Here is a 14,276-nt window from a genome sequence, read left to right on the forward strand (position 1 = left end):
GTCCGGCACACAGACCCGTCCGCTTCGCCGGCGCGTGTGCGCCTCGCCGGCGACGTGCGCCCTTCGAGGTGGACCGATTCGGTCTGGTAACCAAGCAGTGTCGACGGGGTAAGCCCTGCGGACTGGCGGGACTGCCGCGACCGCAGGCGGTGACCGGCGCCCCGCCTGCGGCCCGACCGAGAGCGAGGCCGCCCATACCCCCCGTGACCACGGCATCGATCACCCGCGCGGCCCACTCCCCCACTCCTGCCGACCGGCGCACGACCATGCCCGGAAACACAGCGTTCACCTGCGTGGAGAGGCCCGTTCACACCTGCGCCCGGCGCGGCGCCAAGCGATCGATACCAGATTCGTTAAGTGACAGTTGACAGGAAACCCGCCGCTGACGACCATCGTGGGCGTAGGTATTAAGTGTCAATTTACGAGTCGAGCCGGGCCCACGGGTCAGGAGGTGGCCTCAGTTGAGCATCGAGCCGAGGGCGAGAGTGGCCCCAGAGCGCGTGCTGCCAGGCCCGGTGCCCATGGCGCCGGAGACAGCCGCGCAGCAACGGGTGGTGCGGCGGATCTGCGCCAGGGTGGCGCCGGAGGGTATGGAGGTCGGCGTCGGCGAGCTGCCCCCGGGCGGCCTGCAGGTGTGGATCGACACCCCGGCCCCGCTCGGCACCCAGGAGTCCTGGGTGCTGCACCACCGCATGGCCCGCGAGGTGGCGCTGGTCGGCTGGCACTGCGAGGCCGACGCCGACCGCCTGCTGGTGCTCGGCTGGAGCGCCGCGTGCCTGCACAACCGCGTACGCCTGCTGCAGAGCGGACTGCGCAGACTGGCCGACTTCGAGCACACCGCCCAGCGGGCCGTGCAGCTCGACGGGCTGCTCGGCGAACTGAGCCCCGACGACGAGGCGCCCGCCCAGGTCGCGGCGGCCGTCTGCGAGTCGATCGAGCGCCGGCTGCGCTGGCCCGAGCGGCTGGCCGAGCTGGAGGGCTACGAGCGCAGCTCCGGCCTGCCCCACCTGCAGCTGCTGCTGGCCCAGGTCGCCGGGCTGGAGACGAAGGTCGCCAGCGCCTGCGAGGAGCACCTCGTCATGGCGCGCGTGCTGGCGCGGGCCGTCTGCGAGCACTACGCGCTCCACTCCGACCTGCGCCGCGCGCAGAGAGAAGTGCTGGCCGAGACCCGCCGATGGGTGCACGCCAGCTCCATGATCCGTGGCTCGGCCGGCCCACGGCCGGGCTTCACTGGTGGCGGCCGTCCCCACATGGGGCTGGCCGAGCGCCGCATCGCCGCGAGCGTCATCAACCACGGCACGCCGCGGGCCACCCCCGCGACCGCCGCTCCCCGGGCCGGACACCTCGGCCAGGGGGAGGGCGCCCGCTGAACCCGTAACCGCTCAACGGCGAGCGGTCGCCCGGAAACCCCCCACCCCACATCCGGTCACCAGAATCCGGTAGGAGAGCTCCCGTCATGCGAACCCCCCCGCACCTGCCCGCCCGATCCAGGCGCGAGTCCCGTGAGACCGACACCGCCAGACCCCGCCGCCACCCCTACGGCCTGCACGAGGTTCCCGTGCAGGCGGCTCCGCGCGGCACGCTCGACCTCCCCGACGCCGTCCCCGGCCTGCCCGACGAACCCGACGTGTTCGTCGAGCAGCGGCTGCTCGGCATCAGGGAAATGTCCAACCAGGCCATCGGCTCCATCGACGACCTGCTCCAGCACACTGCCTGAAGTGTGCCCCAGCGGCTCCGGGACGGGAGCCGGCACAGCGATATCTCAGAGGAGAGTCATGCAGGGACTATCGCGACTGGAGCTGAGGCCGCGTGATGTCGGAGGTCACCAGCCACGCTCCATAGCGGGCATGGAAGCGCCGCGCACCTTGGACGAGGTACGCGCACTCGTACGGCGGGCCATGGTCAGCAAGAGCCGCCTGTACCCGGTCAGCACCGGCAGGAACTGGGGCATGGGCTCCGCCATGCCGATCACCGAGGACAACGTCGTCGTCGATCTCAGCGGCATGAACCGCATCCGCAGCCTCGACCTGGAGGCCGGCTTCGCCGTCATCGAACCGGGAGTGACCCAGGCGCAGCTCGCCGAGGTGCTGCGCGAGACCCCGTGGATGCTCAACGTCACCGCCTCCTGTGCCGACACCTCCGTCATCGGCAACGCCCTCGACCGCGGCGACGGCTGCGTGCGCTCCCGGGTGCACGACGTGGCCGGGATCGAGGCCGTGCTGGCGGACGGCAGCGTGGTCACCACCGGCGGGCTGGACCCGGCCGGGCGCTATCACGGGCGGGTCGCCGGACCGGACCTGACGGCGGCGTTCGTCCAGCACAACCTGGGCGTCGTCACCGCCATGGCGGTCGCGCTGGTGCCACGCCCGCAGACCATCGGGCTGGTGCACGGCCGGATCCCGCGGGACCAGGCCGGCGTGGCGCTCGGCGCGGTCACGAACTTCCTGCGCCGCGGCAACCCGGCCGAGGGACTGCTGCGCGTACGCGAGCTGTCGCTCGTGCCGAGCCACGGCGACTGGATCCTGCCCCAAGGCGTCGATCCGAGCCTGTTCACCATCCTGGGGCCGCTCATGGGCAGCGACGCCACGGTGGAACTGGCCGAGGAGCTGCTGCGTAAGGCCCTCATCGAGGTGGAGGGCGCCGAGGCGCTGCGCGTCGTCGACGCCGCCGAGGTCGCCCCCGGCGACCCGCTCTACGCGCGGGCGCTCATGGCGCAGGGCATCCCCACCTGCCTCGGCGTACGCAACGCGCTCGGCGTGGCGTCGTGCGACCAGATCGACGAGGGCGAGATGGGCTTCCTGGCGCTGCTGCCGCTGATGCCCATGCACGCCCGCAGGACCGAGCACATCCTGGCCGCGCTCCAGACGGCCGTGGACGCGCACACCACCGCCCTGATGATCGAGTGGAACCTCGTCAGCAGGCACCTGGCCAACGGCGTCATCCAGATCTTCTTCGAACGCGACGCGCCCGACGCGCCCTACCGGGCACACCAGCTCCGCAACGACGGCAACTGCCTGCTGCGCGGCCACGGGTGCGCCATCTACCGGTCCGACATCGACCACGCCGCCGCCGACGTCTGGTCGGAGACCAGCACCGCCAGCCTCGGCATGCTGCACCGGCTCAAGACGGCGCTCGACCCCGACGGCCTGCTCTCCCCCGGCCGCTACGGCGCCTGACCGCCGGCCCCGGCCACCACACCCGACCGGAAGCACCACCGACCGAAGCACCACCGGACCCGAGGGTCCGGATCCCAGCCGGGCCCGGTCCTCGGGCCCGTACCACCTGTCCGAATTCGCCGGTCGCACAGCCGGAGTGTGCCGGCCGGCGGAGCCACATACATCGCTTTGGAGGTGACCACATGCGTTCGTCACCAGCGCGGGGGACGAGCACCGTAGACCGCCGTCACGGAATCATGCTGCGGCTGGTCGGCGCCGGTGTCATGTTGACGGTGATGGCCGACACCACGGCCACCACCCTGGCGGTCGGGGTGTTGCGGTACACGCCGGCGGGCGCCGGCATGCCGCTCGGCGACCTGGTCTGGCTGACCAGCGCGGCCTTCATCCCGATCGCGGCGTTGCTGGCCACCGCCGGCCGGTGGGCCGACCTGTTCGGCCGGCGCCGGGTGCTGGCCGTCGGGCTGGTGGTGTTCGTGCTGGGCGGGATCGCCACGGTCACCGTGGACTCCTGGTCGTACGTCCTGGCCGCACGCGCGGTCCAGGGCGCCGGCGCGGCGGCGATGATCCCGGCCAGCCTCGGGCTGCTGCTCGGCGAGCTGCCGGAGTCGCAGCGGCGCGGCGCGATCGCCCTGTGGAGCTCGGCCTCCGGGCTCGGCTGCCTGCTCATGCAGGCGGGCGGCGGCTGGCTGGCCGCCACCGTCGGCTGGCGGGCGCTGTTCGTCCCCGACGTCATCATCGGCGTCGTGCTCCTCATCGCCTGCGCCGCGCTGCCGCCGGGCAGGCGGACCACGGCCAAGGGCGTGCCGGACATGCTCGGCGCGTGGCTGCTCGCCGGGGGCATCGCGGTGATCGTCCTGGCGATCTCCAAGGCCATGGCCTGGGGCACGGACGTGCTGTGGCTGGCGCTGGCCGCGGTGGCGCTGCTGGGTGGCGCGCTCGCGCAGGCCAGGCACCACCGGCTGCCCGCGATCGACCTCGCGCTGTGGCGGCGGCCCAGGTTCGTCTGGGGCTGGCTGGCCACGTGGTGCTTCGGCGCGCTGTCGTTCGGCCTGCTCACCGTGCAGCCGCTCTACCTGCTCCACCTGGGTTACCCCATGCTGGAAGTGGCGATGTGGCTGACGCCCACGTCGGTGGCCGTCGTCGTGACGAGCTACCTGGCCGGCAAGCTCCTCAAGCGGGTCGGCGCGTACGGCCTGATCTACGCCGGCTCCCTGCTCTGCGGCGGCGCGTGCGTGCTCGTGCTGACGCAGGCCGGGCCCACCGTGTGGGGCCTGATCGCCAGCGTCGTGGTCGGCATGGGCGTCGGCGCGCTCGCGCCCGGCACGTCCGTGGCCACCACCCTGGCCGCCCGCCCCCACCAGTACGCCTCCGCCGTCGGCGCCGCCACCATGGCGCGCATGGTCGGCGGGGCCGTGGGCGTCGCGGTCGTCTCGGTCGTCATCGACCACCCGTTCATGACCGGCCCGTTCGCGGGCCTGGCCGGCGCGCTCGCCATGTGCGTGGCCATCTCCGTACTGATCGGCGCGATAGCCCTGACCAAGATCACCCGGCTGCGGACCGACCCCGGCGACGTCATGATCAAGGTGCCGCGGCGGATGCTGCTTGAGCTGCGCATGACCCTCGCGACCGTCGCGGCGGAGGCTGACGCTCTGCTGCCAGTCGAGACCCGCACACCCCCCATGGACACCCCCACGGACCGTGTCCCGCGTCCGCGGACGCCCGAACCCGGGCCGCTCGCCGGCACCCGCGGGCACACGCACTAGTACAACCATTCGAAAGGGCTCTCGTCATGGCAACCACTTCCTGCGACGTAGCCATCGTCGGCGCCGGGCTCGGCGGCTGCTTCCTAGCGTTATTGCTGGGACGCCGCGGCCGGCACGTCGTCGTCGTCGAGCAGGCTCCCTCCGTACCGAGCGGGGGCGCCGACTTCCTCAAGCCGCCGGGTCTGCGGGTGCTGGCCCGGCACGGAATGGCGCACCTCATCGAACGCCATGGCCTCAGACGCGACGTCATCCGCTACTACCACGACGGTGAGCCGATCAAGGAGTGCCGCTTCCCCGACGGCGGCTTCCTCATCCGCCCCTACCGCGAGCTGGTGGAGCTCATCTACGCCAGTTGCGCGATGGAGGGCGTCGAGTTCCGGTTCGACGCCAGCATCGACGACATCGTCATCGAGGACGGCCACGTCGAGGAGCTGGCGCTGTCCAACGGGGACCGGCTGCGGGCCGGCGTCGTGATCGGCGCCGACGGCACCAAGTCCGCCGTGCGCGAGGCGCTCGGCATCGAGCAGCGCACCATGCCGTACGAGCGGCTGCTGATGCGGGTGGCCACCGTGCCGCTGAGCGCCAGCGTCGCCCAGCTCAACCGGCTCTACTTCAGCTCGGAAGGCTGGCTCGCCTACCTCTACCCGATCAACCAGGACCAGGCCAGGGTGTTCGTCGGCCTGCCGCCGGAGGACGACAAGGAGATCTTCCAGGACGGCATCCCCGCGCTGCTCGACGAGCTGAAGAAGTTCGTCACCGACAGCTCCGACGCCTTCGACTTCCTGCAGCCCGCCACCTGGCAGCGGATCAAGGTGTCGTCGCTGCGGTTGAGCGCCTACCACAAGGGCAACGCGGCGCTGCTGGGCTCGGCGGCGTTCGCCTGCCACCCGATGACGGGCATGGGCATGAGCTACACGCTGCACGACGCCGAACTGCTGGCCGATGTCATCTGCGCGGCCGGCGGCGACCATGAGCTGCTCGACCGGCTGCTCTACGCCCGCTACGAGCCCCGCCGACACGCCCACCGGCAGCTCATCGACTATGGTGACGCCCTGGCCGCGACCTTCCGCGACAGGGACGCCTACCTGGCCGCCTTCCGCCCCGACCTGCACGTCCACGGCGAGGCTGCGGCGGCGCTCCTACCCGGCTGAGCCGGGGCCCCCGCCGCCCGCCATTCCCCAACTGAGGCCGTCCCGTGCGACGCTGAGTGCGATGGGCCGGCCCGATCCCCAGGCGGCGGGGGCGCCTCATGTGGTAGTGCCTGCCCTACCGCAAGTACGGGTGACAGCGGGGGTCCGCCCGGCACCGGATCTTCGCGATGCTGATGCGAGATCACGTACGACTCGTCGGCATCGGAGAGAACTGTGCCTATGGTGGACACGTCCCTCACCCCCGCGTCAGCCAGGAGAGATGGCGACAGGGGCAGCGACTTCGCGCGGTTGTCGCGCCGCATCGCCGAGGAGGGCCTGCTGGACAGGCGCCCCGGCTACTACGCGGTCCGGATCGGCCTGGTCGCGGCCCTGTTCGCGGGAAGCTGGGCGCTCTTCGCGGCGCTCGGGGACTCCTGGTGGCAGATCCCGGTGGCGGTGCTGCTGGCGGTGGCGTTCGCCCAGGTCACGCTGCTGGCGCACGACCTGGCGCACGGGCAGATCGCCCGGTCGCGGCGGACGAGCCGGATCGCCGGGCTGCTGGTGGGCAACCTGGGCGTCGGCCTCAGCTACGGCTGGTGGATGGACAAGCACACCCGCCACCACGCCAACCCCAACCACGAGGAGCACGACCCCGACGTCGCGCCCGACCTGCTGATCTGGTCGGAGCGGCAGGCCGCGACGGCCGGCGGGATCTCCCGGTTCATCGGGCGGTGGCAGGCGTTCCTGTTCTTCCCGCTGCTCACCCTGGAAGGGGTGAACCTCAAGGTCTCGAGCTTCCGCGCGCTGCGCCGCCCGTCGCTGAAGAACCGAAGGATCGAGGGGCTGCTGCTGGGCGGGCACGTGGCGGCGTACCTGGGGGCGCTGTTCCTGGTGCTGCCGCCCGGCAAGGCGCTGGTGTTCCTGGCCGTGCACCAGGCCTGTTACGGGATCTACCTGGGCTGCACGTTCGCGCCCAACCACAAGGGCATGCCGGTGCTCACCGCGCAGGACAAGCTGGACTTCCTCCGCCGCCAGGTGTTGACCTCCCGGAACGTGCGCGGCGGGTGGCTGACCGACATCGCGCTCGGCGGCCTCAATCTGCAGATCGAGCACCATCTCTTTCCCAGCATGCCGAGCGCGAACCTGCGCAGGGCACGGCCCATCGTGCGGGCGTACTGCAGCTCGCTCGGCGTCGAGTACGCCGAGTGCGGGCTGATCGAATCGTGGGGTGTGGCGCTGCGCCACCTGCACGAGGTGGGCAGGCCGCTGCGCGTCGGGACGTGACGATCGGCTCCGTCCCGCCGGGTCCGCTGCCCCGCTGGAGCGTGAGGAACCTGCGGGACCGGCCGGACCCTGTGTCAGGATGGCGACTGTGTCCACAGTGTCGCCGGTGCCCGTCGCGGCGGCCGCGTTGCGGCTGTCGCGGGCCGTCGTGTTCGCGGCGGTCTGCGGTGCCGTGTCGGCGGGCGGGCACGCGCTGGCCGGGGGCGGGCCGGTGCCGTTCGGGGTCTACCTGGCCGGGGTGCTGGGCGCGTTCGGGCTGGCATGCCTGATCGACGGGCGCGAGCGCGGGCCCGCGGCCGTGCTGGCCGCGACCGTGGGCGCCCAGATGGTGCTGCACCAGCTCTTCGAGCGGGTGGCGCCGGGCGCGGCGGGCGATCCCGGGCACGCGCACCCAGCGTTCGGCATGGCGCTGGCGCATCTCACGGTGGCGGCGCTGACGGCGTGGTGGCTGCACCGCGGCGAGCGCGCCCTGTGGCTGGTGCTCCGCCTCTACGCGACGCCGCCGCCGATCGGATGGCTGCCCGTCCGCGGGCCGGTGGCGGGCGCCGCCGGGTCCGGCGCGCAGGCCGCCCTGTCGTGGCGGCCGGTGACCCACGACGTGCCCGCGTCCGCGGGCAGGACCGTCTCCCCCACAGTGAGCAGGCGAGGGCCGCCCGGCACGCCGAGGCGTTGAAGTCCTTCGGCGTCCATGTCGGGCGCGTCCTTTCCTGCCTGTGCTCCGGACGGCGCCACGGGCGCGGTCCGGAAGATCCTTCTGGAGATCGGTCATGACATTCCCGCGGCTGAGCATCCGCAAAGCGGCGCTCGCGGCCCTCGCCTGTGCCCTCTTCCTGGCACTCCCCGCCTCGCCGGCCCTGGCCCACGACGCGCTCAAGCGCAGCTCGCCGGCCAAGAACGCGCAGGTCGGCTCGGTCGACCGGATCGAGCTCGAATACTCCGCCGGCGTCAAGTTCCCGTTCGTCCTGCTGCACGACGCGGCGGGCAAGCAGATCACGATCGGCGAGCCGCGCACCTCCGGGCACCTGGTGCTCGCCGACGTCCCGCAGCCGCTCGCGCCGGGCGCGTACGTGATCGCCTGGCGGGTGGTCTCCTCCGACGGCCACCCCATAGAGGGCGAAATCCCCTTCAGCGTGAAAGGATCATCCTCCGTATCGGCATCACCCTCGCCGGCCGGCGGGGCGGCCACCGGTGGGCCGTCCACGGCGGCGACCCGGCCGGCCCCGGCCGGATCCGCCGCGGCGGCCGGGGAGACGTCCGCCGCCTCGGCGGGCGTACCCGGCTGGATCTGGGGCGGGCTGGCGGTGCTCGTCGTGCTGGGCGCGTTCGTCCTGATCAGGACCGCGCGCCGCGGCCGTGATCGGGAGGACGTGAATGCGGATTGAGCAGGCCAGGCAGATCGCGCGGACGTGGGTGCGGGAGCACGGGGCCGGGCTGCCCGGGTTCGGCGGGGCCTTCCTCACCGGGTCCGTGCTGTGGGCCCCCGACCCGGACGCGGAGCTTCCCCCGACCGCCGACGTGGACGTCGTCCTGATCCAGGATCCGCCCTCGCGCCTCGGGAAGTTCCGTTACGAGGGGGTGCTGATCGAGGTCTCCGCCCTGGCCGGGCTCGGCTCCGCGCACGACGTGCTGAGCGACTACCACCTGGCCGGCGCCTTCCACCTGCCGTGCGTGCTGGCCGACCCGACCGGGCGGCTGGGCGAGCTCCAGCGGGTGGTGGCCCGCGACTTCGCCGAGCGGCCGTGGATCCTGGCCCGCTGCACCGACGCGATGGACCGGGTGCGCGGGTGGATCAACGGCATGGACGAGTCCGCGCCGCTGGCCGACCAGGTCACCTCGTGGCTGTTCGGCACCGGGGTGACCACGCACGTGCTGCTGGTGGCGGGGCTGCGCAACCCCACCGTGCGCCGCCGGTACGCGGCCGTGCGCGAACTGCTGGCCGCGCACGGGCGGCTGGACTTCCACGAGAGCCTGCTCGGCCTGCTGGGCTGCGCCGAGCTGAGCCCGGCCAGGGTGGAGCGGCACCTGGCCGCGCTGGAGACGGTATTCGACGCCACCTCGGGGCTGCGGGTGCCCTCCTACCGGTTCGACAGCGACATCTCGCCCGTGGCCCGGCCGGTCACCATCGACGGCAGCCGCGAGCTCATCACGTGCGGGCTGCACAGGGAGGCCGTGTTCTGGCTGGTGGCCACGTACGCGCGCTGCCTGGCCAAGCGGGCGGCGGCGGGCGCCGGCGGCTACGAGGACGGTTTCCTGGAGCTGCTGGCCGACCTCGGCGTGGCGACCTTCGCCGACCGCCGCCGCCGTGGCGATCGCGTCCTGGCCGCCCTGCCCGGGGTGTGGCAGACGGCCATGGCGCTGTGCTGACGGGTCAGCGGCCGTCCAGCAGGTGGAGGTCGTCGCCGTAGATGTCGGGGCTGAGGTCCACTTCGCCGACGAAGTTCCCGGGGAAGCCCAGCTCGAACTCCGCCGCCGACTCCAGCCGCCGCACCGCCTCCTCGGGCAGCGCCAGCCGCGTCGCTTCGAGGTTGTCCTTGAGCTGCTCGGCGCTGCTCACCCCGATGATCGGGTGCACGCCCCCGCGCAGCACCCAGGCCAGGGCCACCTGCGCGGGCGTGGCGCCCAGCTCGCCGGCCACCTCGACCACGACCCGCACCACGGCCCGGTCCCGCGCGCTGATGCCCTCGGGCGACACCCGCGAGGCCGCCGCGTCCGGGGCCTCGTAGCGGCCCGACAGCACGCCGTGCCCGAGCGCCCCCCACGCGGCCACGCTGATCTCCAGGGCCCGCGCCATCGGCAGCAGCTCCCGCTCCACGTCGCGGTGGACCAGGCTGTAGGGCACCTGCAGGCCGGCGAACGGCGTCCAGCCGCGCCAGTCGGCCAGGGTGTTGGCCTGGCTGACCACCCAGGCCGGGGCGTCGGAGAAGCCGATGTGCAGCACCTTGCCCGCGCGGACCGCGTCGTCCAGTGCCCGCATCGTCTCCTCGATCGGGGTGTGCCGGTCCCAGACGTGCACCCAGTAGAGGTCGATGTAGTCGGTACGCAGCCGCCGCAGGCTGCGCTCCAGCGACAGGACGAGGTTCTTGCGGTGGTTGCCGGCCGCGTTCAGGTCGGTGCGGTCGCGGGTGGGGGTGTACTTGGTGGCCAGGACGTAACGGTCGCGGCGGCCCTGGAGCAGCTCGCCGACGACGAGTTCGCTGTCGCCGTACATCGAGGCCGTGTCCACGACGTTGCCGCCCGCCTCGGAGTACAGGTCGAAGATCCGCCGCACCTCCGGCGTGGCCTCCCGGTAGGTCATCGCGCCCAGGAACAGCTCGGAGATCCGCAGCCCGGTGCGGCCCAGCAGGCGGTAGCGCATCACGTCGCCCCCTCTCGGGGCGCGGGTGCGGTGGTGGCGAGGTTCCGTGTCATGGAGCAAGCACATCGCGATCGGCCCTGGACAGGGAGGCCGGGGTGAGACTGGCCCCCGCAGGGCCACGATCAGGGCGCGGGGCCACCGTAGACTCGGGGCCGTGACCGACAACGAGCTGGGGGCGTTCCTCCGCGCCCGCCGCGAGGCGCTCAAACCCTCCGACGTCGGGTTACCGGACGGTCCGCGGCGGCGCACGCCGGGGCTGCGCAGGTCCGAGGTGGCCACCGTGGCGGGCGTGAGCGTCGAATATCTGACCAGGCTGGAGCAGGGCCGCGACCGCAACCCGTCCACGCAGGTGCTCGCGACGCTGGCCGGCGCGCTGCGCATGACGCCGCAGGAGCGCGTGCACCTGCGCTATCTCGCCAAGGTGGCCGGCGGCGGCCACCTGTTGTGCCCGGGGCCGGACCAGGCGCCCGCCCGTACGGTGCGCCCCGCGGTGCACGCGCTGCTCGACCGGCTCGAACCCGCCCCTGCGGCCGTGCTCAACCGGCTGGGCGACGTGCTCGCGCACACCACGGGCTTCGAGCGGCTCTTCGGCCCGCTCGGGCTGCTGGACGGCGAGCGGCCCAACATGTTCCGGTTCGTCTTCGCCGACGCGCGGTCCAGGGCCGCCTTCCCCGAGTGGGACCAGGTCGCCGACGAGTACGCCGCCACGCTCCGGCTGGAGGCCGCCGCCGACGACGACTATGCGACGGAGCTGCTCGCCGAGCTGTCGTTCGCGGCGGGTGAGTCCTTCGGCGCGCGCCTGTCGGGGCCACCATGCCCGCCGCGCCTGGCGCCCGTGGAGCGGCTGACGCATCCACGGGCGGGCGAGCTGCGGCTGGAGCTGGAGCCGCTCCACCTCTCGGACCAGGAGCAGCGCCTCATCGTCTACCTGCCGGCCGACGCCGCCACCGCGGCCGCGCTCGACCTGCTCACCGGCCGCCGGCCGGGCGCGCTGCGCGCCGTCGGCGGCTGACCCTCAGGCCCTGCGCAGCGACCGGGTGAGCCCGGCGGCGATCGTCGTCGCCAGCACCCAGCCCGCCACGATCAGCGCGTACGCGAGCCACTGCGTCCCGCCGCCGGGTTTGTACGCCTTCTCCTGCCCGAAGTCGATGATCGGCAGCAGCAGGTCCAGGGTGTAGACCAGCGCGTTGAAGTCCGGCGCCTCCCCCGGTTTCAGCGGCGGCGGCTCGAACGCGGTGAACACCCCCGTGCCCAGGGCCAGCAGGGCCGCCAGCCAGCCGGCCGCACGTAGGGGACGGAAGCCGTAGCCGACGGTGACGTCCTGCAGGCGGCCCCAGAGGCCGGCGTACCAGGGCAGGGTGGCGCGGCGGCGGCGCTGGCCGGCCAGGAGCGTGTCGCGGGCGTCGGCGTCGCTGCCCAGCCGCCGGTACATCGCGGCGAGCTGCTCGTAGGCGCCCGGCAGGTAGCCGTCGGGGTCGGCGCGCAGCCAGCCGAGCCGTTCCGCGGCGGGGAGCAGGGGTTCGAGCACCTCGTACGACAGCCCGTCCATACGGATCGCCGCGGGCCAAACGCCGGGGTCGTCGCGCAGCACCCCGATGCGCGCGTGGCGCAGCTCGACCGTGCCGCCGACGGGCCGCGCGGTGCGCAGGGCCAGCTCCCGCGCCTCCAGCCGCCAGCATTTCAGCGCCACCTCGCCGGGGGCCTCCAGGATGGCGTCGTCGAAGCACAGGCGGCTGCCGACCTGGGCGTTGGTCAGCCGGACGCGACCTCGGGCGGTGAAGCCGTGGCAGAGGTTGAGCACCTTGCCGACCGTGAGGCCGTTGGCCGACAGCGCCGAGCCGCCCGGGTTGTCCAGGCGGGCGCCCTCGAAGTGGGCCGGGCCGGTGACGGAGGCGTCGAGCAGGCTGACCTCGCCCTCCGCCGACAGACCCTTGCGGGCGTGCAGGGCGCCGTTCACGACGACGCCGTCGGCCGCGACCACCACGTCGCCGGGGTTGCGCAGGGTGGCGCCGTCCAGATTGAGCGCGCCGCCGATGGTGGCGTTCTTCAGGCGGATCTGGCCGTCGGCCTCGACGAGTGACAGGAACAGGCCGCCCTCGGCGTTCAGGCCGCCGCCGTGCACCGCGAGGCCGCCGGCGTTGGCGATGCGCGAGCCGCGCAGCGTGGCGGGCCCGCCGATGCGGGCGAAGCGCAGGCTGATCTCCCCGTCGGCCGTCATCCGCCGGGCGAACAGGCCCACCTGGACGTCCAGGTTGGAGCCGCCCAGCGCCAGGCCGCCGGGGGCGTGCAGAGTGGCGCCGTCGAGGTTGACGGCCGCGCCGATCCTGGCGGCGGTCAGGATGATCTCGCCGTCGCTGGTGAACCCGTCCTGGGCGCGCAGGTTGCTGCCGACATCGAGGTGCTCGGCGTAGACGGCGGCGCCGCCGGGGTTGTGCAGGCGGGTGCCGTTCAAGGTGAGGTTGCCGCTGATCCGGCCGCTGGGCAGGCGCACCTCCCCGGTGACGTGGCAGCCGGTGAGCCGTAAGTTGCCCTCCACCTGGATGTTGGAGGCGGTCAGGCCGGGCAGCAGGGAGCCGCTGAAGCTGAGGAAGCGGGTGCGGGCCTGGTAGAGGTCGGGGGTCTCGTCGAAGGCGCACCCCTGGAACATGACCGGGCAGCCGATCTCGCCGAAGGCCAGGTGGAGCCGGCCGGTGACGCGGGCTCCCGCCAGCCGCAGCGCCCGCCGGGGGGCGTCGTCCAGCAGCAGCTCGGCCAGCACCTCCGCGCGCACGCTGCGGTCGGGGTGCCAGGAGGCGGCGTCGGCGGGATCGTCGTGGCCGGGGGATCCGGTGCGCAGGTCCACCTGCGCGCCGCGGTCCAGGGCGGCGGCCACGGCCTGCTCGGCGGGGGTGAGGTCAGCGGTTCGCACACCGACATCCTGGCCGCCTGGAGCGTCGATCATGTAACGCCACTGATGACCGGCTCTAGTCGCGCACGTCCAGACCCAGGGCGGCGGCGATGACCGTGGCCTGGACGGGGTCGATGATCGCGCCCTTGATCGTGACGGTGTGCGGGTCGAGCGTGCTCAGGTCGCTGCCGCGCAGGTCGCACCGGGTCAGGTCGGCCTCGCGCAGCACCGCGCCCGACAGGTCGCAGCGCCGCAGCTCGGCGCCCTCCAGCCGGGCGCCCGTCAGGTCGGCCTCGCGCAGCCGGACGCCGTGGAAGGCGCTGCCGCGCAGCTCGGCGCCGCGCAGGCCGGCGAAGGACCAGTCGCCGCCCTCGACCTTGAGCAGGCCGTAGGTGCACCGGTCGAACACGCTGCCGGTCAGCTTGCAACCCTCGAACGTGGCCTCGAAGAGCGAGCACCGGGTGAAGGTGCAGTTGAGGAAGCGGGCGTCGCGGTGCTCGGACACGTTGAACCGCACGTTGCTGAAGTGGCATTCCTCGAACGAGGACCCGTGGTCGATCAGCTCGGTCATGTCCACGTCCTGGAACAGCACCCGCCGGTGCGTCTCCCCCGAGATCTCCAGGGTGTCCCAGTCCTCCGCCCAGATCGTCTTCTCCGTGGGATGTGCCATGCGAACACGTT

The 14,276-nt window shown here is 73.1% G+C and carries 13 protein-coding genes; 10 read left to right on the plus strand and 3 right to left on the minus strand.

Going from position 1 to position 14,276, the window contains the following annotated elements; translation table 11 throughout:
- The first annotated feature begins 461 nt into the window (after window positions 1-461).
- From BLS95_RS13930 to BLS95_RS13970, 9 genes are all read left to right on the plus strand, one after another.
- A complete protein-coding gene (locus BLS95_RS13930; protein ID WP_143043692.1) occupies window positions 462-1,370 on the plus strand; it encodes a hypothetical protein in 909 nt (302 codons plus the stop codon).
- Window positions 1,371-1,456: 86 nt separating this feature from the next.
- Window positions 1,457-1,717, plus strand: a complete 261-nt coding sequence (locus BLS95_RS13935; protein ID WP_090931356.1) for a hypothetical protein — start codon at window positions 1,457-1,459, stop codon at window positions 1,715-1,717.
- A gap of 130 nt (window positions 1,718-1,847) precedes the next feature.
- A complete protein-coding gene (locus BLS95_RS13940; protein ID WP_176993174.1) occupies window positions 1,848-3,176 on the plus strand; it encodes an FAD-binding oxidoreductase in 1,329 nt (442 codons plus the stop codon).
- Window positions 3,177-3,358: 182 nt separating this feature from the next.
- On the plus strand, window positions 3,359-4,939 hold the full coding sequence (locus BLS95_RS13945) for an MFS transporter (RefSeq protein ID WP_090931358.1): 1,581 nt from the start codon (window positions 3,359-3,361) through the stop codon (window positions 4,937-4,939).
- Between the two features lie 26 nt (window positions 4,940-4,965).
- On the plus strand, window positions 4,966-6,090 hold the full coding sequence (locus BLS95_RS13950; RefSeq protein WP_090931359.1) for an FAD-dependent monooxygenase: 1,125 nt from the start codon (window positions 4,966-4,968) through the stop codon (window positions 6,088-6,090).
- Between the two features lie 219 nt (window positions 6,091-6,309).
- Window positions 6,310-7,353: a fatty acid desaturase family protein gene (locus tag BLS95_RS13955; protein ID WP_090931360.1), complete on the plus strand. Its 1,044-nt coding sequence runs from the start codon at window positions 6,310-6,312 to the stop codon at window positions 7,351-7,353.
- Window positions 7,354-7,441: 88 nt separating this feature from the next.
- Window positions 7,442-8,026, plus strand: a complete 585-nt coding sequence (locus BLS95_RS13960) for a hypothetical protein (RefSeq protein ID WP_143043693.1) — start codon at window positions 7,442-7,444, stop codon at window positions 8,024-8,026.
- 94 nt (window positions 8,027-8,120) lie between these two features.
- Window positions 8,121-8,735: a copper resistance CopC family protein gene (locus BLS95_RS13965; protein WP_090931362.1), complete on the plus strand. Its 615-nt coding sequence runs from the start codon at window positions 8,121-8,123 to the stop codon at window positions 8,733-8,735.
- Complete coding sequence (locus BLS95_RS13970; RefSeq protein ID WP_090931363.1) at window positions 8,725-9,717, plus strand: hypothetical protein; 993 nt, start codon at window positions 8,725-8,727, stop codon at window positions 9,715-9,717. Before BLS95_RS13965 ends, BLS95_RS13970 begins: the two co-directional genes overlap by 11 nt.
- Before the next feature lie 4 nt (window positions 9,718-9,721).
- On the opposite strand, the gene BLS95_RS13975 is transcribed toward BLS95_RS13970, so the two are convergent.
- Window positions 9,722-10,708, minus strand: coding sequence for an aldo/keto reductase (locus BLS95_RS13975; protein WP_090931364.1), 987 nt, complete (start codon window positions 10,706-10,708; stop codon window positions 9,722-9,724).
- A 154-nt stretch (window positions 10,709-10,862) separates the two neighbouring features.
- Between BLS95_RS13975 and BLS95_RS13980 the strand changes: the two genes are divergently transcribed.
- Window positions 10,863-11,720 carry a helix-turn-helix domain-containing protein gene (locus tag BLS95_RS13980; protein WP_090931365.1) on the plus strand — a complete coding sequence of 286 codons (858 nt, stop codon included), beginning with the start codon at window positions 10,863-10,865 and terminating at the stop codon, window positions 11,718-11,720.
- Window positions 11,721-11,723: 3 nt separating this feature from the next.
- On the opposite strand, the gene BLS95_RS57795 is transcribed toward BLS95_RS13980, so the two are convergent.
- Together BLS95_RS57795 and BLS95_RS13990 are read right to left on the minus strand one after the other, a co-directional pair.
- Window positions 11,724-13,616 carry a hypothetical protein gene (locus BLS95_RS57795; RefSeq protein ID WP_090931366.1) on the minus strand — a complete coding sequence of 631 codons (1,893 nt, stop codon included), beginning with the start codon at window positions 13,614-13,616 and terminating at the stop codon, window positions 11,724-11,726.
- Window positions 13,617-13,671: 55 nt separating this feature from the next.
- Window positions 13,672-14,265: a pentapeptide repeat-containing protein gene (locus BLS95_RS13990; protein WP_090931367.1), complete on the minus strand. Its 594-nt coding sequence runs from the start codon at window positions 14,263-14,265 to the stop codon at window positions 13,672-13,674.
- Window positions 14,266-14,276: the final 11 nt, after the last annotated feature.

Source organism: Nonomuraea jiangxiensis (assembly GCF_900099965.1).
Lineage (GTDB): Bacteria > Actinomycetota > Actinomycetes > Streptosporangiales > Streptosporangiaceae > Nonomuraea > Nonomuraea jiangxiensis.

Coding starts and splice junctions, on each gene's coding strand:
- BLS95_RS13935 (WP_090931356.1), top strand. CDS start 1,457: ATGCGAACCCCCCCGCACCTGCCCGCCCGATCCAGGCGCGAGTCCCGT.
- BLS95_RS13940 (WP_176993174.1), top strand. CDS start 1,848: ATGGAAGCGCCGCGCACCTTGGACGAGGTACGCGCACTCGTACGGCGG.
- BLS95_RS13945 (WP_090931358.1), top strand. CDS start 3,359: ATGCGTTCGTCACCAGCGCGGGGGACGAGCACCGTAGACCGCCGTCAC.
- BLS95_RS13950 (WP_090931359.1), top strand. CDS start 4,966: ATGGCAACCACTTCCTGCGACGTAGCCATCGTCGGCGCCGGGCTCGGC.
- BLS95_RS13955 (WP_090931360.1), top strand. CDS start 6,310: ATGGTGGACACGTCCCTCACCCCCGCGTCAGCCAGGAGAGATGGCGAC.
- BLS95_RS13965 (WP_090931362.1), top strand. CDS start 8,121: ATGACATTCCCGCGGCTGAGCATCCGCAAAGCGGCGCTCGCGGCCCTC.
- BLS95_RS13970 (WP_090931363.1), top strand. CDS start 8,725: ATGCGGATTGAGCAGGCCAGGCAGATCGCGCGGACGTGGGTGCGGGAG.
- BLS95_RS13975 (WP_090931364.1), bottom strand. CDS start 10,708: ATGCGCTACCGCCTGCTGGGCCGCACCGGGCTGCGGATCTCCGAGCTG.
- BLS95_RS13990 (WP_090931367.1), bottom strand. CDS start 14,265: ATGGCACATCCCACGGAGAAGACGATCTGGGCGGAGGACTGGGACACC.